Origin of the sequence: Rahnella bonaserana, assembly GCF_019049675.1 — a bacterium.
Classification (GTDB): Bacteria; Pseudomonadota; Gammaproteobacteria; order Enterobacterales; family Enterobacteriaceae; genus Rahnella; species Rahnella bonaserana.
Window position 1 is genome coordinate 180,560 of record NZ_JAFMOW010000067.1, and the last position, 20,204, is coordinate 200,763.

Consider the following 20,204-nt stretch of genomic DNA (forward strand, 5'->3'; position numbering starts at 1 on the left):
TTGGGTCACGCGGAACTGCGCGTACCTGATCATTCTTAAATGGGGGCGATATAGCCTGAAATCAAGCTTTGCCGCTGATCCGGCGATAAACCACCGGCGTGCTTTCCGGCGCTTTGTCACTCAGGACAATGGCCGCCCGCACTTCCTGCGCCGCCTGTTGCCAGGCCGCTTCACTGTTCGCGTGGATCATCGCCAGAGGCTGACGGGTATCCACTTGCTGGCCGAGTTGCGCCATGTGGGTCAGACCGACGCTGTAGTCAATAGGATCGCTGGCACGGCGGCGACCGCCACCCAGTGAAACCACCACCATCCCCAGCGCGCGGGTATCCATCGCGCTGACAATGCCGTTCGTTTCGGCGTAAACCGGTTTGCTCAGCGTGGCCTGTTGCAGATAATTGTCGTAATTTTCGATGAAATCGGTCGGGCCTTTTTGCGCGGCAATCATACGGCCAAAGACTTCCGCCGCTTTGCCGTTATCCAGCACTGCCTGCAGTTGACTGCGGGCGTCGGCGTCATCTTTCGCCAGTCCGCCGGACAGCAGCATTTCAACGCACAGCGCCATCGTGACTTCCAGCAGACGCGGATTACGGTATTCGCCGGTCAGGAAACGCACGGCTTCACGCACTTCCACCGCATTACCGGCACTGGATGCCAGCACCTGATTCATGTCAGTCAGCAGCGCCGTGGTTTTACAACCCGCGCCATTCGCCACGTCGACGATCGCCTGCGCCAGATCTTCGGACAGCTGATAAGTTGGCATAAACGCGCCTGAACCGACTTTAACGTCCATCACCAGTGCATCCAGACCTTCGGCCAGTTTCTTCGCGAGGATCGACGCCGTGATCAACGGAATAGAATCGACGGTGGCGGTGATATCGCGGGTCGCGTAGAAGCGTTTATCTGCCGGTGCCAGCGAACTGGTCTGGCCGATAATTGCCACGCCGACGTCCTGAATGATGCTGCGAAAACGGCTGTCATCCGGGAAAATATCAAAGCCCGGAATGGCTTCGAGTTTATCCAGCGTACCGCCGGTATGACCGAGACCACGGCCTGAAATCATCGGGACATAACCGCCGCATGCTGCCACCATCGGGCCCAGCATCAGGGAGGTCACATCACCTACACCGCCGGTCGAATGTTTGTCGACAATCGGGCCGTTCAGGTTAAGGCTTTTCCAGTCGAGCACGGTCCCTGAATCACGCATCGCCATGGTCAGCGAAACACGTTCTTTCATGGTCATGTCGTTGAAATAGATAGTCATTGCCAGTGCGGCAATTTGTCCTTCAGAAACCTGGCTGTCGCGAATACCATTAATGAAGAAACGAATTTCTTCGTCGCTTAAAGGCTGACCGTCACGTTTTTTACGAATAATTTCTTGTGCGAGAAACAAGGTATCCCCCTGCCTGAGCTGAACGCTAAATGTGAACGCCAGTACCGGACGCTGTAAAACAGCGCCACAGTACCGGCATAACAACAGTGATTAGTAGCTGCTGGTGGCTTTCTGGCCAGCGTGACCCAATGTGGTCAGCAAGCTTGCCAGCAGGCTTGATGCGCCGAAACGGAAGTGACGTGCGTCAGCCCATTCACGACCCAGCAGGCGATCAGCCAGTGCCAGATATTGCGCGGCATCTTCAGCGGTTTTCACGCCACCGGCCGGTTTGAAACCGACGGTTTTGCCCACGCCCATTTCAGCAATCACGCTCATCATCAGCTCAGCGCTGTGCAAAGTGGCGTTTTCAGGCACTTTACCGGTAGAGGTTTTGATGAAGTCAGCACCCGCTTTAATGGCGATTTCGGAGGCTTTGCGGATCAGAGAATCTTGCTTGAGTTCGCCGGTTTCGATGATCACTTTCAGCAGGACGTTGGCGGCTGCACAGGCTTCTTTGCACTGTTTGACCATCTCAAAACCGATCTGCTCGTTACCGGCCATCAGTGCACGGTACGGGAATACGACGTCAACTTCGTCGGCACCGTAAGCGATTGCCGCGCGGGTTTCTGCCAGTGCAAAATCCAGATCGTCATTACCGTGCGGGAAGTTAGTCACGGTCGCAATGCGGATATCCGGCGTACCTTGCTCGCGCAGAGTTTTGCGGGCAACAGGAATAAAACGAGGATAAATACAGACAGCAGCGGTGTTACCTGCCGGGCTTTTCGCCTGGTGACAAAGCGCGATCACTTTTGCATCGGTGTCGTCTTCGTTCAGGGTGGTTAAATCCATCAGGTTCAGCGCACGTTGCGCTGCGGCGGTTAAATCGGTCATATAACTCTCCAACAATTTTCAATTCCAGCGACCGGCCAGAACTGAGCATACAGTCATGAATTCGTTCCGGCGTAAATCGACCGGAAATGAATTCTGCACGGTTGGCGAGCGGACTTGGTTCCTTGAAGATAGCGTGCGTAAGCGGCGTGTCATGGCTTACGCGGCAACTGAGATCCTTCTCACCGCGCTTTGATTGGCTGACGCCAATTCGTTGTGACTATTTGAACACGTCACATCTGGTTCCTGTGTGCAGTATTTCACACAAAATGAAAACCGTTTGCAACGTTGCTTAATGAAATGAGACCTAAATCACACTTCACTGGCGTTATGCTCAGTATTTGGCCCAGATAAGAGTGTATACCCGATTCATGACAAACGGAGTGCGCACGGATATACAGCGATCGCCGACCGGCGACCGGCGATCTTACGAGCAATGTTATAATAATAACATTTCAAAGAGAACATAAATCGCATGGCCGGAGCAAATCCTTTAACAGGAAAGCATGAAAGGAAAATTTGAATGTTATTTAAATCACAAAATAAGGAAGAAAGGGATTACAGAGCAGATAAATTGAAGATACGACGAGTGTTGTCGAGCAAGGTGGCGGCAATCTGTTCGGGGGTTTCGCTGCGCAGACTGCACAATATCCCGAACACGTTCGCGGCACGCTCCGGACGATTAGGCTGTCCCTGAAAACCCTGCAACGGCATATCCGGCGCATCAGTTTCCAGAAGCAAAGAAGACAGTGGTAATTGCGCCATCACCTGACGGGTTTTCTGCGCGCGTTCATAACTGATGGTGCCGCCCACGCCTATCGCAAAACCCAGTTTGATAAACGCCTGCGCCTGCGAAAGACTGCCCGCAAAGCCATGTACCACACCGGTAGCAGGCAATTTAGCCTGCCGTAACATTGCCGCCAGCTGATCGTGACTGCGCCGTGAATGCAGAATAACCGGCAGCATTTCACGCTTTGCCATTGCGAACTGCGCTTTCAGCAGCCGTTGTTGTTGCTCAAATCGCGGCGCTTCCATGAATAAATCCAACCCGATTTCCCCGACCGCCACCAGATGCGGATCCCGTTGACTCAGCAACGAATCCAGTAATTCCAGGCAGCTGTCCTGATGTTCGGCAATATAAAGAGGATGCAAACCCAGCGCGGCGTGCAACTGCGGAAATGTTTTTGCCAGTGAAAGAATGCCGCGAAAACGATCTGACGTGACCGACGGAACGATAATCTGCCGGACGCCCGCTTCTCCGGCGAGACGCAGACTTTCAGCTTCCGCACCGGTAAAAGGCGGGAAATCGAAATGACAGTGCGTATCGACGAAGGTATAACTCACAACTTATCACCCTCACTGGCGGGATAGGTTTCTGATGAACCGTTTTCTACCGGTGGCATTTCAGACGCCGCGCGTTTCGGTTGCGGGTCATGAACCATGTTGTCTTTAAAGGCGGCCGGGCGTACAACGCCGCCGTCGGCGACCATATCCGTCAGCACGGCGGGATCCAAAATGATTTGCTCCACCGTGCTGGCTGTGGCGGCCAGCGGAATAACGTTTTCAGGCTCATCCTGCGGTACCACAATCCGCTGAGGGTGACGAGTCACACGCGGTTCAATGTGCGGATAAGGCCGTTCATTTTCACGCGGAAGCAACCAGTGTGCTGCTGCCGACAGGAAATAACGCCCGCATCGACGGCCCAGATGGTAATCCTGATTTAAAGCGGGCAGACGACTGCCCAGCGCGTGACTGGCCAGAGGTTTCGGCGGGAAGATTTCGAAAATACGCACATCGTCCGGCGGATTCTCGATGAACTGCTGGATGCGGTGATAGCTTTCTTCATGATGCTGCATCATACGCACCAGCTGTTGCAGACTGCTTTCGCTCAGCCATTGTTCCATGCGTTTCATCCATTGCGGTGTATAGAACATCGCCGAGGGAACGGTGCGGATCACCACAATAGTATCTGCGCCACGGCGCCAGGCTTCTTCAACCGGGATAGCATCGCTGATGCCGCCGTCCTGATAACTCACGCCATCGAGATCGACGCCCATGCGGTAAAAGCCCGGAATAGCGCTGGAAGCTTTGATCACCGGCAGCCAGTTTTCCCGCGTCGGCGAGAAATAATTGGCCGCGTAATCATCACTTCGGCAGGCACACATCAGAAATTCACGGCCGTCAATCAACAGCTTTTCAGCGGTTTCCATTGCCAGCGGCATGTTTTTGGCAGTTTGTTCCACCAGCCAGTCGAGATCGATAAGGTGCCCGCCACGCACGAAACGCAGAGGATTGAAAAAGTCGGGGCTGGTGGTATAGCGGGTGATGACTCTTCTGGCATAACCGGGTTGCCCGCAGACAAAAGCAGAGAGATTTTGTGCGCCGGCAGACGTGCCCAGATATAAATCAAAGGGATTAAAGCGCGCGCGCTGAAACTCATCCAGTACACCGGCAGTAAAAATACCCCGCTGTCCGCCGCCTTCGCACACCAGTGCTATTTTGCCCGGTGTATACGGTTTATACGCCAGTGGTTCTATGTTCCCCAGCGTGACAGGTATTCTGTATCCCAACGGGCTATCCTCACAAAATCGGCATCAAACATGGCCTTGCTCAGTGGCCTTCATTTCTGAGCATACCTTGTCTGACTGATTTACGTGAAATTCTTGCCAAATTTTGTCGATAAAATCGTTACGTCCTGTTAACGGCCAGATTGCCCCCATAAAAGAATCGCCCCCTTCAGAGAAGGGGGCGATGTCATTCATTAACGCTTTTTGGCATCAAATCATTGATGCGGTCAGAGTCGTTTACGACCGGTAAACAGGCTGACCAGGAACAGAATGATACCGACTACGAAGACGATTTTTGCAGCCCAGGCAGCTGTACCCGCCAAACCACCGAAACCGAGAGCCGCCGCGATCAACGCGATGATTAGAAAAATAATGCCCCAACGAAACATAAGCTTCTCCTTTACCCTATTTTCACTTTGCCAGTTTAAAAGGTGGTGCCCCGCTTCGGGCCGGACTCACTGTTAAACATCTGCCTTTTGACACTTTATCTCCCGACCGTATGCCGGGAACAAAACTTCTTACTTAATAAAGGTAGTCGAAAAATTAAAGTGTTAGAGCTTCTGACACGATATTTTTTCCGAAATCAGGCAAATCTTATCCGTCCCGAATACTCAGCGGGCAACACAAATATTGTTATGCGTTATTCAAAAGATGAGGCGCCCGCCCGTGAGAAGGCGCCTGGTACTACAGGTAGAGCAGAATATCGTTACGGTGCGACTTTCAGGTCATTTTTGACGCTTTTCACGCCATCAACGGTTTTCGCAACGCTTTCAGCACGGTCAGACTGTGCCTGATCTTTCACTGCACCTGAAAGCTGAACTACGCCGTCGGTGGTTTCAACTTTGACATTACGTGATGGGACGATGTCATCGGCCAGCAGTTTTGCTTTTACAGACGCTGTCGTTGCGCTGTCGCCGGCATAGCCTTTCACGCTCTGGTCTTTGCTGTCTTTGGTGTGCAGTTTGTCGCTGACAGATTTAACGCCTTCAACTTTAGTTGCTGCAGCAACAGCCTGCTCAGCTTCAGCCTGTGAGGCAACGAAGCCGCTCAGCGTGACCACACCAGAATTGGTGGTTACGGAGATGTCGCTGCTTTTGATGGCTTTATCATCCACCAGTGCACTTTTAACTTTCGCTGTGATGGCGCTGTCGCCCATGTAGTTATCAACTTTCTTCATGGAACTATCGATTTTTGCACCTGCGCTATCAGTAGTCGTTGCAGCCAGAGCGCTACCGCTCATCAGTGCGGTACCCAGTACTACGGCCATCATGGAATAGGCAAATTTAGAGTTTTTCATCGATTTCTTCCTTTCGGTTTATAAGCCTTGATTTCGGCTCTGTACGTCACATTCTTGGTGACGCCTTCTAACAATTTGTATTGCTGCTGTTTTTACTATCCTTGTAGCAGAGGATATCGTTTTATTCTGGCTTTTAATTGCCTAGCGATATAACTCTCTGTTGAGTGACTTTAAAGTAGTGCTTTAAGCCACCATTTCCTGAACACACATTTAATATAGTCAAGAATGATCAAATGTGTAGGAAGATCGTCGAATAGGGACTCTAATGCAGACAAGTCCGAAGGTTTTCACCCGGATCTGCGCAAAATATCGGCATAGTGATAAGAAATATCTGGAGGCCAACCCGCCTCTGATAAAAAAAATGGCTCCTTTAAAAGGAGCCATTTGAAATTACAGCGTTAAAAACCAGGCATTAACGATGAGACTTCAGTTTTAAATTACTGCTTGTCCCACGCATCCTGCCAGTTAGTGCCGGTGGCTGGCGCATAAGCCCACGCCGCCTGACCACACCAGCCAGAGTATGGGAAAGGTTTGCACTGATAAATGCTGCCATCACTGCCTAATACCTTGGTACCTGCCACGTATTTCTCACTGCTTTGCGGGTAAACATAGTCGTAACCTGCCGCCGCCGCTTTGGCTTTTACCACAACGGTGGTGGTCGCGGTATCCGTTAAACCGGTGTTATCAGTAACAGTTACGTCAACAGTGAAGCGGGTATCAACCGTCACGTCTGGTGCAGTGATCACTTCAGTATTAGTCGCGTCACCCTGAGACGGTGCGACTGGCAATCCGGCCGGATTAGTCCACTGATAATGCAAATCAGCAGCCTGCGTATCCGGATCGGTCACTTTTGCTGTCAGCGTCAGGGATTCACCAGAAGTCACGGTGTACGTGGATTCAAGAGTAACCGACGGTGCGACAGGTTGAGATGCATCAATCACATTCACGCTGGTTTGCGCAGTGGTGCTGCCTTCGCTGTCACTCACGGTCAGAGAGAAGGTATACACCGCATTGGTCACCGGTTGCGCCACGCTGAATGTCGCTTTGGCAGAGTTGCTGTTTTGCAGCGTCACTGCCGGGCCGGAAACTTGTTTCCACTGATAAGTCAGGCTGTCGCCGTCTATATCGGTGCTGGCAGAACCGTCCAGTGTGATCACGCCGGTGCCGTTAACCTGCTGAGCCATACCGGCATTCGCGACCGGTGGCGTATTGGTAGCAACCGGCGCGGCTGAACCGCTGGTGATTGGCGCAAAGATTTGGCTGTACGCATAAAGCGGAGCCTGTTCCGGCGTCATACCACTGTGTTCTGCGGAGACCTGACCTGAAACGCCTGGCTGATCGCGCGCCATAGACCACGCGCCAATCATACCCAGTCCGTAATCTTTCGCCTGCTGGTAAACGAGGCGGGCATCGGAGAGATAGAACACCTCGCCTTGCACATCGTTATAGCCAATCATCGGGGTCGTCCCCAACATGGCATAAACCTGCGCCGCGCTTTTCTCAGGGTATAAACCTTTCACCTGAGTAAACAGATTGTCGATAGCCGAAGTCGCACATTTACCGTGGATATTCTGGCCTTCAGTGTTGGCTGACTGGCATTGAACGTTGCCGTAGTCCATTGCCATCACGTTTACGCCGGTGAGCACCACGCCCTGTTCTTTGGCATCCTGCAACACTTCCATCCCTTCATGGGTCAGACCGGTTGGCAGCACAGGTAAGGTATACCAGATGCCAATGTGACGGCCTTCGGCAGCCCAACGATCCTGCACCAGTTTGACAGCAGCATTACGACGCTGAACAGACTCTTTATCCGCCAGCCAGTTCCCTTCGATATCGAAATCAAGCACCTGCAGATTCAGGTTATCGACGATATCGTAGTAATGCTGTGCCAGATCATTCACGTTATTACAGGCAGCAGCCAGAGGGGCATTGTTCGCGCCGCCAATCGATACCATGATATCGCCGCCTGCTTCACGCAATGCTTTGATTTTGCTGTATTGCGCGTAGTTAGTGACGCTATAAGCAGTGCCCCATGTCGGTACACAGGTGTTAGCATCTTTCGCTACCATAAAGGCCATGGTGAAGTGGTTAACGTTCTGGTTTTTCGCCAGACCCACCAGGTCAGGTTGCATATTTAAAGTGAAATCGACATATGGCGCATAGAACTGAGCAGGCCATGGATTCTTCGGCGTACCCACACGCTCTTTGGTGCCGCTCCAGTCCATATAAACAGCCCATGGTGTAACATCGTCTGGTTTCACTTTCTGAACAATTACAGAAGACTGATAATTCTTGCCGTTATATTTCACCAGGGAATTAGCAGGATATAATGTATTGATATCCAACGTTGGCGCGTTATCAATTTGATCCTGAGAATAAGTTTGTACTGCACCTAACGGTTTCCACGGATGGCCGTTATTTCCTTCAGGGTTTTGATTGATTGCCAGAGACGGATCATTATTAACGGTATAGAACAGAGCTTCATACATCACTCCGTCTTTCTGAACTTTATCACCCTGATTATAGGTTGTGCTGGTGCTCCAGACCGGCGTCGGTGCATAGGCTACCCACGGATTATTTTCTGCTGGTGCGAAACTGTGTGCAGGCGTTGCTTTAGACGTTTTGTACGTCATGCCATTTGCCAGAACAATATCACCGGCTAAATAATCGCGGCTGCTGTCATAATTAACATAATTATTCTGGGTACCGTCACCGGCGATTTCACAAACGGTCGGGTTACCGTATTGGCTCATTTCAGTTGCAGATGCGGCGCGAACTTTACGCCACGGGTTGGCACCCTCATCTTGTTCTGCCGTGCCCGGGCAATTGGTTGCACCGACCCACCACGCATTGGAGTAAACACTGCCGTCGAAGATAACTTCATAAGTGTCGCCGCCTTCCTGTCCGTTCCACGCTTCAAGCGCAAAGGCGCTGGCTGAAGCCATCGTCAGACCGGCAATACACAGCATCTGTGTGATTTTATTCATTTTCATAACTTACATTCCTTATATATATATATCATTACCACGGCGGGATATTCATAGAATACATATATGTTTCGCGAGAAAACCTATTTTAAACTATGGGTAATTGAGAATTTTGTTATTAATCCATAAATTCGAAGCATGTATTTATAGTGATACATATTAAATAAACATGGAGTAACTTGTGACCCACATATGATGACACATTTATTCAGAAAGAAACCCATCTAAAACTAAATACCCGACTAACAATTACAATTAAGATTATTTAATAACTAAGGAATGTTATTTCTCATTAAGTATTCAGCAAGGTAATAAATAAACCTAATTAACGACATAAATTAATATATAATTTATGAATAAAGAATTAAGCCGTAATAAAAAAGGCGACATAAATGTCGCCTTTTCAGAAATTGGAACAGATTAATGTTCGCGGGTTTTGCGGAATTTCACTTCAGGATAACGCTCTGAAGCCAGATTCAGGTTCACCATGGTGGGTGCGATATACGCCAGATTATCGCCGCCATCCAGTGCCAGGTTAGTTTCGTTTTTGCGTTTGAATTCTTCGAACTTCTTCACGTCGCTGCATTCCACCCAGCGCGCGGTGGAAACGTTCACCGATTCGTAAATCGCCTCGACGTTATATTCGCTTTTCAGACGCGCCACGACCACTTCAAACTGCAGCACACCGACCGCACCAACGATCAAATCGTTGTTAGAGATCGGACGGAAGACCTGTACCGCACCTTCTTCTGAAAGCTGTACCAGCCCTTTCAGCAACTGTTTCTGTTTCAGCGGGTCACGCAGGCGGATACGTCGGAACAGTTCAGGGGCGAAGTTAGGAATGCCGGTGAACTTCATGTTCTCACCCTGAGTGAAGGTGTCGCCAATCTGAATCGTACCGTGGTTGTGCAGACCGATGATATCGCCCGGATAGGCTTCTTCTACGTGTGAACGATCGCCAGCCATAAAGGTCAGCGCATCGGAAATCACCACGTCTTTACCGGTACGCACCTGACGCAGTTTCATGCCCTTTTCATATTTACCGGACACAACACGCATGAACGCCACGCGGTCACGGTGTTTCGGATCCATGTTGGCCTGAATCTTAAATACAAACCCGGTGAATTTCTCGTCATCGGCTTTCACTTCGCGCAGGTCAGTTTTACGTGGCATCGGCGCAGGCGCCCAGTCCACCAGACCGTCGAGCATGTGATCGACACCAAAGTTACCGAGTGCGGTACCGAAGAACACCGGCGTCAGTTCGCCCTGCAGGAAAGCTTCGTGATCGAATTCATGGGATGCACCCTGAACCAGTTCCAGCTCTTCACGCAGTTGCAAAGCCAGATCTTCGCCAACCGCAGCATCAAGCTCAGGATTATTCAGGCCTTTCACGACGCGAACTTCCTGGATGGTATGACCTTTACCGGTCTGATACAGATACACTTCATCTTTATAGAGGTGGTAAACCCCTTTGAACAATTTACCGCAGCCGATCGGCCAGGTAATCGGAGAACAGGCAATTTTCAGCTCGCGCTCCACTTCGTCCATGACTTCCATCGGATCACGGATGTCACGGTCGAGTTTGTTCATAAAAGTCAGGATCGGCGTATCACGCAGACGGGTAACTTCCATCAGCTTACGGGTCCTGTCTTCGACACCTTTTGCGGCGTCGATCACCATCAGACAGCAGTCAACGGCGGTCAGGGTACGGTAGGTATCTTCGGAGAAGTCTTCGTGCCCCGGGGTGTCGAGCAGGTTAACCAGACACTGTTTGTACGGGAACTGCATCACGGACGTGGTAATGGAGATACCACGTTGTTTTTCCATTTCCATCCAGTCGGATTTGGCGTGATGGCTGGAGCCGCGGCCTTTTACCGTACCGGCGGTCTGAATCGCCTGTCCGAATAACAGAACTTTTTCAGTAATAGTGGTTTTACCGGCATCGGGGTGAGAGATGATGGCAAATGTGCGGCGCTTGGCCACTTCAAGGGCGTATTCACTTGGAGACATGTTTTTCACGTTTCTGCGGTTGGTCCGCCCTGCATAGGATTTCACATCACGTCAGAAGATGACGTCAGGCAAAGCGGTAATAAAAGTTATAGCCGGCTATTTTCACTGATTTAGCCGGGATGGGCAATCAATGGTTTTTTGTACTCTATCCCAGCGGCAGCGCCATCATAATGGCATCTTCGCGGCCTTGTGCGGCGGGATAGTAATTGCGGCGAACGGAGAGTTCGTTAAAGCCCAGGCTTTCATAGAGCGCGATCGCTTTAGCGTTAGAGGCGCGGACTTCGAGCCATAACGTGAAAACATCTTTCTGCTCAAGCTGTTGTATCACTTCTTCCAGCAATGTGCGGCCTAAGCCCTGACGCTGAAAAGCCGGATCGATGGCAATATTGAAAAGCGTCGCTTCGTCGAGGACAATTTGGGTGATAGCAAAACCGGCCATCACTTCGTCCTGCATGATCTTGAGATTCAGATAGCGCTCGCCCTGATTGCTGGCCAGCGTTTTTTCCGTCCACGGAAAGGCATGGCTGGCCTGCTCAATTTCAAATGCACGGGGAAGATCAGCGGTGGTCAGGATAGAAATGTTGTTCATTTTCACAGATCTGCTGCCAGAGCGCGCGTTTTGCGCCGGCGTCTTGATAAAGTTCGGCCAGAGCCGGACTGGATAACTGCGGACCGGCGAGAGTCAGCGGTTCGCTTAACCCCAGTCGCCAGATATTGCAGCGGGTATCTTCAGGCAACATAGTGACCTGCTCCGGCGTCAGACGATAAACCTGCTGTGCGTTCAGTGCCAGACTGCGCAGGACATCGCTAACCAGCGGGTCATCTTCCGCCGGGGGAACATCTGCCACAATCAGCAGTTTAGTGTCTGCAGGCAGGCTGACCGCCACTTCGCCCTGTAAAACCGCGGGCCGGCGCAGCGTCCACTGGGTGATCCCCAGTTGCTGTAACAGTGTGTCTCGTCTGGATGCCATGCCTGTTTCCTGCCCGTTGAATACCGAAAAAGCCCGGCTATGCTAGCAAACACATCGAACATGCGCCAATAAACCTCTATAATCGCCAGCTAATTCCTGAGGAGCCTCACCCTGATGTCTGCATTAACTCCGGCCAGCGAAGTCATACTGCGCCATAGCGAAGAATTCGAAGGTCGCCGTGTATTATTCGCCGGCGACTTACAAGACAGCCTGCCTGCTGAAATCGACGCCGAAGAAGTTCGCGTCCACACCAATATGTATCACCACTGGCAGATGCTCAGCAAAGCGCTGGGTGAAAACGTTCAGTTTGGTTTAGTGGCAGATGCTGAGTTTATCGCGCCGTGCGATGTGCTGGTGTATTACTGGCCGAAGAGCAAACTGGAAGCGAAATTCCAGCTGTTCAACTTACTTTCACAGTTGCCGGTCGGCATTGATGTGTTTGTCATCGGCGAAAACCGCAGTGGCGTACGCAGTGCGGAAACCACGCTGGAAGGTCTGTGTGAACTGAGCAAAGTCGACAGCGCACGTCGTTGCGGTTTGTATCATGGTCGTCTGGAAAAGCAGCCTGAATTTGATGCTGACGGCTGGTGGGATCATTACATGGTTGAAGAAGTGACCATTAAAACTCTGCCGGGCGTGTTCAGCCGTGAAGGTCTGGACAGCGGAAGTCTGCTGCTGATCAACACGTTTGAAGAACCGGTGAAAGGCAAAGTGCTGGATGTGGCTTGCGGTTCCGGCGTGCTGGCTTCTGTACTCGCCATGTACTCGCCGAAGATGAAAATCACGCTCAGTGATGTGAGCGCCGCCGCTATCGAAGCCAGCCGCGCCACACTGGCGGCGAACGACCTGCCAGGTGAAGTGATCGCGAGCAACGTCTATTCCGACATTGCCGGTCGTTTTGACATGATCATCTCCAACCCGCCATTCCACGAAGGTCTGCAAACCAGCCTGACAGCGGCTGAGCAACTGATCCGTGGCGCAGTGGGCCATCTGAACATTGGCGGTGAACTGCGCATTGTGGCTAATGCCTTCCTGCCGTATGCCGCCCTGCTCGATGATGCGTTTGGCAGCCATGAAGTGCTGGCACAGAACGGCCGCTTTAAGGTTTATAAAGCCGTCCGTGGCCGTCCGCCGCGCGATTTGAAAAAGAAAAAACGTTAATCAGTCAGACGCTGAGGAAACGCATCAGTTCCGCGTTGTAGCGATCACCCGCTGCTACGCGGAAAGGAAACACTGCTTCGATCGCCGCGATTTCGGCTTCACTCAGGGAGACATCAAGCGCGGCGATGTTTTCCTCAAGATAATGACGATGTTTGGTGCCAGGGATCGGCACTATGTTGTCGCCACGTGCAAGTACCCACGCCAGCGCCAGCTGCGAGGGTTTCACCCCTTTCTCCTGCGCCAGTTCACTGATTTTTTCCGCCAGTTGCAGATTTTTCGCGAAGTTGTCCCCCTGAAAACGCGGGCTGTCGCGGCGGTAGTCATCCAAATCCAGATCGTCCACTGAACGGATTTGTCCGGTCAGAAAACCCCGACCCAGCGGGCTGTAAGGCACAAAACCAATCCCCAGACGCTCACACGCCGGTAAAATATCGGCTTCCACATCACGTGACCACAGCGAATATTCCGTCTGCAGCGCGGTGACCGGATGCACTTTATGCGCCCGTTCAAGAATGTTCACCGGCACTTCGCTCAGCCCGATATAACGGATCTTGCCTTCCCGCACCAGATCGGAGAGTGCGCCCATGGTGTCTTCGACCGGCACGGTGGGATCCGGACGGTGCTGATAATAGAGGTCGATAACGTCAGTCCCCAGACGCTTCAGGCTGCCTTCTACCGATTTGCGGACATAGTCCGGATGGCCGTTGGTCCCGCGCACCTGCGGATTGGATGGATCGCGCACAATACCGAATTTGGTGGCTAAAAAGACCTGATTGCGACGCCCTTTCAGAAAACGCCCGAGCAGTTCTTCATTGGTATGCGGGCCATACATGTCGGCGGTATCCAGCATCGTCACGCCCATTTCCAGCGCACGCTCCAGCGTTGCCATCGATTCTTTATCATCCAGACCGGTGGTATAGAAGTCGCTCATGCCCATGCAGCCCAGCCCCAGGGCTGACACCATCGGACCGTTTTTACCCAGCTGACGTTGTTTCATCGAATTTTCCTTTTTGACTCTAAGAGAGAAGTAACGAAGTGAAGTGTGGTTGTTATGTCAGAAAAGATAAATCAGCGAAAACGTGCAACACTGTTCATAAATCGCAAACAATCAGCGGGGACGTTATGGACCAAATTCAGGCGATGAGAGTTTTCATCCGTATTGCCGAACTGGAAAGTTTTAGCCGTGCAGCGGAAGACCTGAATCTGCCCCGCGCCACGGTCAGTACCACGCTTAAACGCCTTGAACAACGTCTGGGTGTCCGCCTGTTTTTACGCACCACGAGGCAGGTGAAAATCACCGACGAAGGCAAAATTTACTACCAGCGCTGTCTGCAACTGATCTCGGCGCTGGAAGAATCCGACGCCCTTTTTGCGCATCATAAAAATCAGCCCGCAGGCATTGTCCGCATCGACATGCCGCATTCTCTGGCACGTGTGATGGTGATCCCCGCGTTGCCGGGGTTTTACCAGCGCTATCCGCAAATGACCCTGAGCGTCAGCGCCAATGACAACGCGATCAACCTGCTCGATCAGGGTGTGGATTGTGTCGTGCGCGCCTGGCCTTCAGAAGATGACAATTTACAGTCGCGCCATCTGGCGGATTTGAAACAAATCACCTGTGCCTCACCTGAGTATTTGGCGAAATTCGGCATACCTGAAACGCCGGAGGATCTCGCCGGACACCAAGCCGTAGGCTACTTTTTTGCCCATCAGCGGGCAGATTCGCATCTGGAATTCGTGACAGGCGGAAAGGTTGTAAAGCGGCAATTACCGGACAAACTGACTGTCAGCGGCGCTGATGCTTATGTCGCCGCCGCAAAAGCCGGTTTCGGCCTGATACAGGCTTCCGAACTGGCGATGGCTCAGGAACTGGAAAAGGGCGAACTGGTGGAAGTATTACATCAGCATCTTCCGCCACCGATGCCGTTATACATCATGTACTCGCCTGGCCGTTTTCTTGCGCCGAGGATCCGTGTGCTGCTCGACTGGTTGATCGCGTTGTTTTCCAGCCCCGTTCAACCGGACAATCAGAAAGCCATTCCGGGTAAAATCGTTGATTAAACCATCGATTACCCTGAGTACTCTCTGACACATTGAATCATTCACGGTGAATATGCTGTTTTTTACATCAAACGCCCGGAATGGGGGAAATAACTATTGACGCCTGTGGGAAAATCTCTAGAATTCGCCCCCGTGGTTGTGTTACTTGCTGATGACATTCCGATGAATGCATCAACACAGTAATCAATTGGAAGCGATGGTGGCGGAATTGGTAGACGCGCTAGCTTCAGGTGTTAGTGTCCTTTGGATGTGAGGGTTCGAGTCCCTCCCTTCGCACCAAAACAACCACAAGATTTATATTGCACGGCACGGTACGCGATGGTGGCGGAATTGGTAGACGCGCTAGCTTCAGGTGTTAGTGTCCTTCGGATGTGAGGGTTCGAGTCCCTCCCTTCGCACCACTCCGGTGATATAAATCAGCAGTAAGCAGAAATCATCTGTGCGAAGGTGGCGGAATTGGTAGACGCGCTAGCTTCAGGTGTTAGTGTTCTTACGGACGTGAGGGTTCAAGTCCCTCTCTTCGCACCACATGATTCTGTTCTCCGGCTTTTCCTTCCTGCATCAACTCTCTCGTTTTCAGAAAATAAAAAATCCCAGCGGCTTTACTGTGCTTCCTGTTTTTCATCTCTTTTGATTCCTTTTCAGTAACAATCACTTATCACTATAGACTAAAATTCAACGTGACCGCCGCCAGTCCGCCTGCCAGCGCCATAAACGACGGCAACAGCATATAGTGACGCAGCGTACGATGAAACAACATGACCAGCGTCGCCAGCATTGCGACTACCACCAGCATCCGCAGCTGGTCGAGCGTCATATGCGTCAGCGCCAGCAAAGGCATCAGCGCACAGGGCAGCAACACACCCCAGCCACTGGTGAGACGCTTACCCAATATCCAGACAACCGCCCAGATCCCACATGCTATGACAATCGCCGGTATCATAACCCTGCTCCAAACGTTGATAATGAGAACCAATATCATATAGGATTTTTTCTCATTTACCACCTATTTGCAGCGGTGCCCTCCGTTAGGGTGACACCTGACGACAAAAGTGCTAATTTTGGAGCCGTAAAACAAATTAGCTCATGCAGCCCTATTAAAATAGTGACACTAATAAGACCTTTATTGATTCCTAATAATTACCTGTTAGAACTATTAGCCTGTTTACACGGAATACAACCGCGGTATTAGGCGATAAGACACTTTATCTATTCAGACCAACACACGCTAAATAGAGTAAATTTGATGATATCTCATTCCTATGATGAGCTGCTGAAAAGCAAACATCGGCTGGCGATGTTGCTATTCTTTTTTTTAAATAGTGCCACTGCACTATTTTCTATGGTTTATCCGCCAGAAGGCTCATCCTCAATGCCTTTTCCGCTAGTCTTGATTTTTGCTCTTTGCTGCGCGGGGTTAATATTTTCATATTTAAGTAAGAAAAATTTTTCTGCCCATCTGAATATGTGTTCCGTCATCGTCGGTCTGCTATGGGGATGGCAAATAGCATTTCGTTTTGCTGAAATTGGTCAGACAGATAAAAATTATCTTCTGGTCAGCTTACTCAGTATATTCTTTATCAGTGCTATCGCTTTATCAGATAATTTTCTGGCTTTTTGCCTTCATGCAGTACCTTCGACTATTTGCGTCATCTTTCTGGACGATTTTCAGCATGTCGGGCGTATCTTGTTTACCGTTTCCCTGCCGCTGATAGGGTTATGGTTGCATCATCTGATGTTAAAACGCAGCGATGAATTTACACGCCGAATGTTGTCCAACCTGTACAGTGAGCGGGAGAAATTCAGCGACCTGAGCATGCTGGATCCGCTCACGGGTCTGTACAATCGCCGCGGACTGCAAAACAAGCTGGAAACCCTGTTTAATCAGGCCTCCGGTCACTACGTCATGCTGCTGGATATCGATCACTTCAAAGCCTACAACGACAACTATGGTCATACAATGGGCGACCAGGCGCTGGTGCGCGTGTCAGCTGCCATCCGTGATGCCGTGCGCTCGCGCGACGTGGTTGTGCGCTACGGCGGAGAAGAATTTCTGGTGCTGATGTCCAACGTGCAACAGGAACACGCAGTTCGCATGGCCGAACGTATCCAGAATAAAGTCCTCGGGCTGAATATCCCGCATTTGTTTAATGCGCAGGTCTCGACCCACGTCACAGTCAGTGCCGGGCTGGCTGCACTGGAGGAAGGTGACTTTATTCAGGCTTTAGGCAAAGCAGATACCTCTCTCTATCACGCAAAAAATAGCGGACGCAATAAGATATTTTATGCGTGGGAAGAGGAAACCGTTGAGGCATCCATTGAAGAAAGAATGGCCTGATGGTGTTTGATAGTAACAATGATAACAGCGGGTTTATTGTTTTTATTTTCCTGCGACATATTTAAATTGGACAAAAAGTCGTTATTAAATGCCGGACATTCATTTATTTTGCATAATCATTCAGCTTTCAGCCAGATTAACGATTCTGGCTGAAAGCTAAACAGCTTATTTATCATGTCGAATGTTACTGAACAATGTTACTTTTCGATTTCATCAATCTGCTTAAATAATCCATAGTCATCGTTCGGCCTTGCCTTAATAACCCCGATAAAGATAATCCTAAACGTCATTTTTTCAATGTAGTGACCGACCTGCCTGCGGCACCAGCCTTCTCATTCCCTGCGCCAAAAATCACGCTACTCTCTTGTTTTAACTTCATTATTCGCGCCATTTGTTAATCTGTGAACTGACTCACCCTGACCTTCCGGCGAGTGCCAGCGCTTATTTTCCCGTGGCACTGACCGGAAGGTCGCTCTGACGGACACTTCTTACACTATCGCCCAGCCGCTGCCTTGTTTCTGAAGGATCAGTTAATAGCAGCGCTTTTGCTTATCTCATCACTCTACATAATAAAAGGTCCAGTGCATGAACAGTTCGATAGTGTTAGGGATTATCTGGCATCTGATAGGAGCAGCCAGCGCAGCTTGCTTCTATGCGCCATTCAAACAAGTAAAACATTGGTCATGGGAAACCATGTGGTCGCTGGGCGGCTTCTTTTCCTGGATCATTCTGCCGTGGGCCGTCAGCTACGTTCTGTTGCCTGATTTTTGGTCCTATTACGGTTCATTCACCTTCGCGACACTGCTGCCTGTTTTCCTGTTTGGCGCCATGTGGGGCATCGGCAACATCAACTACGGCCTGACCATGCGCTATCTCGGCATGTCGATGGGGATCGGCATCGCGATCGGCATTACCCTGATTATCGGCACGCTGATGACACCAATTCTCCAGGGTAAAATTGGCATGCTGTTTGGCACAACCGGCGGCCAGCTTACGCTGCTCGGTGTATTTGTTGCGGTTATCGGCGTAGCCATTGTCAGCTACGCAGGCTTCCTGAAAGAAAAAGCACTGGGTATCAAAGCCGAAGAGTTCAATCTGCGAAAAGGGCTGATTCTGGCGGTGCTGTGCGGGATTTTCTCAGCCGGTATGTCTTTTGCCATGAGTGCCGCTGTCCCGATGCATGAGGCCGCGCGCGAACTGGGTATTGACCCGCTGTATGTCGCACTGCCGAGTTACGTTGTGATCATGGGCGGCGGCGCCATCGTGAACCTGGGTTTCTGCTTCATCCGTCTGGCAACCCGCAAAACCATTTCGTTCCGGGCTGATATGTCTGTGGCAAAATCCCTGCTGCTCACCAATGCTATTTTTTCCATTATTGGCGGCGTGATGTGGTATCTGCAGTTCTTCTTCTACGCCTGGGGCCACGCCAGCATACCGGCAGAATATGATTATATGAGCTGGATGTTGCACATGAGCTTCTACGTACTGTGCGGCGGCATCGTGGGTCTGGTGCTGAAAGAATGGCTGGGTGTCGGTAAAAAACCGGTGCGTGTTCTGTGTATCGGCGCGCTGGTGATTATTCTGGCGGCGAATATCGTCGGTCTGGGAATGGCGATGTAAATCCACCACATACTTTAAAAGACCGCTCAATAAAAACGGCAGAAATTATTCTGCCGTCATCAGCGACAAAGATGTTTTTCCACCCTGCCCGATAAAGCGCTGCCGGTAATCACGCGGCGATACTCCACAGGCGCGGCTGAAGACCACTGAGAAATAATTACTGTCATCAAAGCCACATTCTGCCGCGACATCACTGATCGTCATGTTGCCATAGCGCAACAGACTCATCGCCCGGCAAAGCCTCAGCTGACGCAAATAATGACTCACATTCATGCCGGTATGCTGCTTAAACAACGCGCGTAAAGCACGGGGATTCAGCTCATGCTGCTGGCAGAACGTCTCCAGGTGAAACGATTCAGAGATGTTTGCTCGCAGCGCCATCAGCAATAAATCCAGCTGATGGGCATCTGGTAATGCCCCGCTGTCAGGCCGCTGGCGAAAACGCAGTAATAACAGTGCCAGTTGCAGCAGTAACGCTTCGCTCAGTTGCACGGAAAGCGGCTCAGACTTCATACATTCTTTTGCCAGTTCATCCACTTTATCGCGTAAAACAGACATTCCGAGCGTACTCAGCCGCCAGTAGCGTTGCTCCTGACTGACATTCTCGCCGGGTAATAATTGCGACCAGTCTGCCGCCAGTCCGAAGCGATCACGGCAAAACAGCACGTTATCCAGCGCAAGTTCGTTGACCGATTCATAACTGTGGCGATCCCGCGAATTAATATAAAACAAGTCACCGCAGGTGATGGGATAAGGGATATCGTTCCAGATATGCAGGCCGTTGCCGCGCCAGACAATCACCAGCTCGTCAAAATCATGATCGTGACTGGGGAAATCCACCTGTGGATGACGTTCCGCCACCACAACCGAATTCATTCCTGTCAGAAAGAAGTCATTTTTAAAAAGTCTTAGCGACATAGCGGCAATCTCATACC

17 protein-coding genes and 3 tRNA genes are annotated in these 20,204 nt (G+C 51.0%); 7 read left to right on the plus strand and 13 right to left on the minus strand.

Annotation, left to right across the window (positions count from 1 at the left end; genetic code table 11):
- Positions 1–61: 61 nt before the first annotated feature.
- From deoA to J1778_RS20365, 10 genes are all read right to left on the minus strand, one after another.
- Positions 62–1,390 (minus strand): thymidine phosphorylase, encoded by a 1,329-nt coding sequence (gene deoA / locus J1778_RS20320; protein ID WP_217174701.1) that lies wholly within the window; start codon positions 1,388–1,390, stop codon positions 62–64.
- A gap of 90 nt (positions 1,391–1,480) precedes the next feature.
- Entirely contained in the window at positions 1,481–2,260 is a 780-nt protein-coding gene (deoC, locus tag J1778_RS20325; RefSeq protein WP_217174702.1) for a deoxyribose-phosphate aldolase, read from the minus strand.
- A gap of 555 nt (positions 2,261–2,815) precedes the next feature.
- On the minus strand, positions 2,816–3,601 hold the full coding sequence (locus tag J1778_RS20330; protein WP_217174703.1) for a TatD family hydrolase: 786 nt from the start codon (positions 3,599–3,601) through the stop codon (positions 2,816–2,818).
- Positions 3,598–4,827, minus strand: a complete 1,230-nt coding sequence (locus J1778_RS20335) for a patatin-like phospholipase family protein (RefSeq protein ID WP_217174704.1) — start codon at positions 4,825–4,827, stop codon at positions 3,598–3,600. Before J1778_RS20335 ends, J1778_RS20330 begins: the two co-directional genes overlap by 4 nt.
- Before the next feature lie 224 nt (positions 4,828–5,051).
- Entirely contained in the window at positions 5,052–5,213 is a 162-nt protein-coding gene (locus J1778_RS20340) for a DUF1328 domain-containing protein (RefSeq protein WP_013577105.1), read from the minus strand.
- Between the two features lie 317 nt (positions 5,214–5,530).
- Positions 5,531–6,121, minus strand: a complete 591-nt coding sequence (osmY, locus tag J1778_RS20345) for a molecular chaperone OsmY (protein WP_217174705.1) — start codon at positions 6,119–6,121, stop codon at positions 5,531–5,533.
- Between the two features lie 437 nt (positions 6,122–6,558).
- On the minus strand, positions 6,559–9,114 hold the full coding sequence (locus J1778_RS24755) for a PKD domain-containing protein (protein WP_217174706.1): 2,556 nt from the start codon (positions 9,112–9,114) through the stop codon (positions 6,559–6,561).
- A gap of 414 nt (positions 9,115–9,528) precedes the next feature.
- Positions 9,529–11,118 carry a peptide chain release factor 3 gene (prfC, locus tag J1778_RS20355; protein ID WP_217174707.1) on the minus strand — a complete coding sequence of 530 codons (1,590 nt, stop codon included), beginning with the start codon at positions 11,116–11,118 and terminating at the stop codon, positions 9,529–9,531.
- Between the two features lie 145 nt (positions 11,119–11,263).
- A complete protein-coding gene (gene rimI, locus J1778_RS20360) occupies positions 11,264–11,707 on the minus strand; it encodes a ribosomal protein S18-alanine N-acetyltransferase (RefSeq protein ID WP_217174708.1) in 444 nt (147 codons plus the stop codon).
- Positions 11,676–12,089 (minus strand): DNA polymerase III subunit psi, encoded by a 414-nt coding sequence (locus tag J1778_RS20365; protein WP_217174709.1) that lies wholly within the window; start codon positions 12,087–12,089, stop codon positions 11,676–11,678. Before J1778_RS20365 ends, rimI begins: the two co-directional genes overlap by 32 nt.
- A 114-nt stretch (positions 12,090–12,203) precedes the next feature.
- Between J1778_RS20365 and rsmC the strand changes: the two genes are divergently transcribed.
- Positions 12,204–13,250 (plus strand): 16S rRNA (guanine(1207)-N(2))-methyltransferase RsmC, encoded by a 1,047-nt coding sequence (gene rsmC, locus J1778_RS20370; RefSeq protein ID WP_217174710.1) that lies wholly within the window; start codon positions 12,204–12,206, stop codon positions 13,248–13,250.
- Positions 13,251–13,254: 4 nt separating this feature from the next.
- Here rsmC and J1778_RS20375 read toward each other — a convergent pair whose 3' ends face one another.
- Positions 13,255–14,247: an aldo/keto reductase gene (locus J1778_RS20375; protein ID WP_217174711.1), complete on the minus strand. Its 993-nt coding sequence runs from the start codon at positions 14,245–14,247 to the stop codon at positions 13,255–13,257.
- A gap of 125 nt (positions 14,248–14,372) precedes the next feature.
- Here J1778_RS20375 and J1778_RS20380 point away from each other — a divergent pair, with 125 nt between their 5' ends.
- The 4 genes from J1778_RS20380 to J1778_RS20395 all read left to right on the plus strand — a co-directional run bounded on the left by J1778_RS20380 (position 14,373) and on the right by J1778_RS20395 (position 15,839).
- Positions 14,373–15,311, plus strand: a complete 939-nt coding sequence (locus J1778_RS20380) for a LysR family transcriptional regulator (RefSeq protein ID WP_217174712.1) — start codon at positions 14,373–14,375, stop codon at positions 15,309–15,311.
- A gap of 193 nt (positions 15,312–15,504) precedes the next feature.
- A tRNA-Leu gene (locus J1778_RS20385) sits at positions 15,505–15,590 on the plus strand.
- A gap of 36 nt (positions 15,591–15,626) precedes the next feature.
- A tRNA-Leu gene (locus J1778_RS20390) sits at positions 15,627–15,712 on the plus strand.
- A 40-nt stretch (positions 15,713–15,752) separates the two neighbouring features.
- Positions 15,753–15,839 (plus strand) — tRNA-Leu (locus tag J1778_RS20395).
- 133 nt (positions 15,840–15,972) lie between these two features.
- Here J1778_RS20395 and J1778_RS20400 read toward each other — a convergent pair.
- On the minus strand, positions 15,973–16,254 hold the full coding sequence (locus tag J1778_RS20400) for a DUF1435 domain-containing protein (RefSeq protein WP_112289049.1): 282 nt from the start codon (positions 16,252–16,254) through the stop codon (positions 15,973–15,975).
- 303 nt (positions 16,255–16,557) lie between these two features.
- Between J1778_RS20400 and J1778_RS20405 the strand changes: the two genes are divergently transcribed.
- Entirely contained in the window at positions 16,558–17,649 is a 1,092-nt protein-coding gene (locus J1778_RS20405; RefSeq protein ID WP_217174713.1) for a GGDEF domain-containing protein, read from the plus strand.
- Positions 17,650–18,234: 585 nt separating this feature from the next.
- Positions 18,235–19,269 (plus strand): L-rhamnose/proton symporter RhaT, encoded by a 1,035-nt coding sequence (gene rhaT / locus J1778_RS20410; RefSeq protein WP_217174714.1) that lies wholly within the window; start codon positions 18,235–18,237, stop codon positions 19,267–19,269.
- Positions 19,270–19,314: 45 nt separating this feature from the next.
- On the opposite strand, the gene rhaR is transcribed toward rhaT, so the two are convergent.
- On the minus strand, positions 19,315–20,187 hold the full coding sequence (rhaR, locus tag J1778_RS20415) for an HTH-type transcriptional activator RhaR (protein ID WP_217174715.1): 873 nt from the start codon (positions 20,185–20,187) through the stop codon (positions 19,315–19,317).
- Between the last annotated feature and the right edge of the window lie 17 nt (positions 20,188–20,204).

What these genes read in the sequence shown, in the direction of transcription:
- prfC (WP_217174707.1), bottom strand. Translation starts at nt 11,118, where the DNA reads ATGTCTCCAAGTGAATACGCCCTTGAAGTGGCCAAGCGCCGCACATTT.
- rhaR (WP_217174715.1), bottom strand. Translation starts at nt 20,187, where the DNA reads ATGTCGCTAAGACTTTTTAAAAATGACTTCTTTCTGACAGGAATGAAT.
- rsmC (WP_217174710.1), top strand. Translation starts at nt 12,204, where the DNA reads ATGTCTGCATTAACTCCGGCCAGCGAAGTCATACTGCGCCATAGCGAA.
- J1778_RS20400 (WP_112289049.1), bottom strand. Translation starts at nt 16,254, where the DNA reads ATGATACCGGCGATTGTCATAGCATGTGGGATCTGGGCGGTTGTCTGG.
- rimI (WP_217174708.1), bottom strand. Translation starts at nt 11,707, where the DNA reads ATGAACAACATTTCTATCCTGACCACCGCTGATCTTCCCCGTGCATTT.
- rhaT (WP_217174714.1), top strand. Translation starts at nt 18,235, where the DNA reads ATGAACAGTTCGATAGTGTTAGGGATTATCTGGCATCTGATAGGAGCA.
- J1778_RS20375 (WP_217174711.1), bottom strand. Translation starts at nt 14,247, where the DNA reads ATGAAACAACGTCAGCTGGGTAAAAACGGTCCGATGGTGTCAGCCCTG.
- J1778_RS24755 (WP_217174706.1), bottom strand. Translation starts at nt 9,114, where the DNA reads ATGAAAATGAATAAAATCACACAGATGCTGTGTATTGCCGGTCTGACG.
- deoC (WP_217174702.1), bottom strand. Translation starts at nt 2,260, where the DNA reads ATGACCGATTTAACCGCCGCAGCGCAACGTGCGCTGAACCTGATGGAT.
- J1778_RS20340 (WP_013577105.1), bottom strand. Translation starts at nt 5,213, where the DNA reads ATGTTTCGTTGGGGCATTATTTTTCTAATCATCGCGTTGATCGCGGCG.
- J1778_RS20380 (WP_217174712.1), top strand. Translation starts at nt 14,373, where the DNA reads ATGGACCAAATTCAGGCGATGAGAGTTTTCATCCGTATTGCCGAACTG.
- osmY (WP_217174705.1), bottom strand. Translation starts at nt 6,121, where the DNA reads ATGAAAAACTCTAAATTTGCCTATTCCATGATGGCCGTAGTACTGGGT.
- J1778_RS20405 (WP_217174713.1), top strand. Translation starts at nt 16,558, where the DNA reads ATGATATCTCATTCCTATGATGAGCTGCTGAAAAGCAAACATCGGCTG.
- J1778_RS20365 (WP_217174709.1), bottom strand. Translation starts at nt 12,089, where the DNA reads ATGGCATCCAGACGAGACACACTGTTACAGCAACTGGGGATCACCCAG.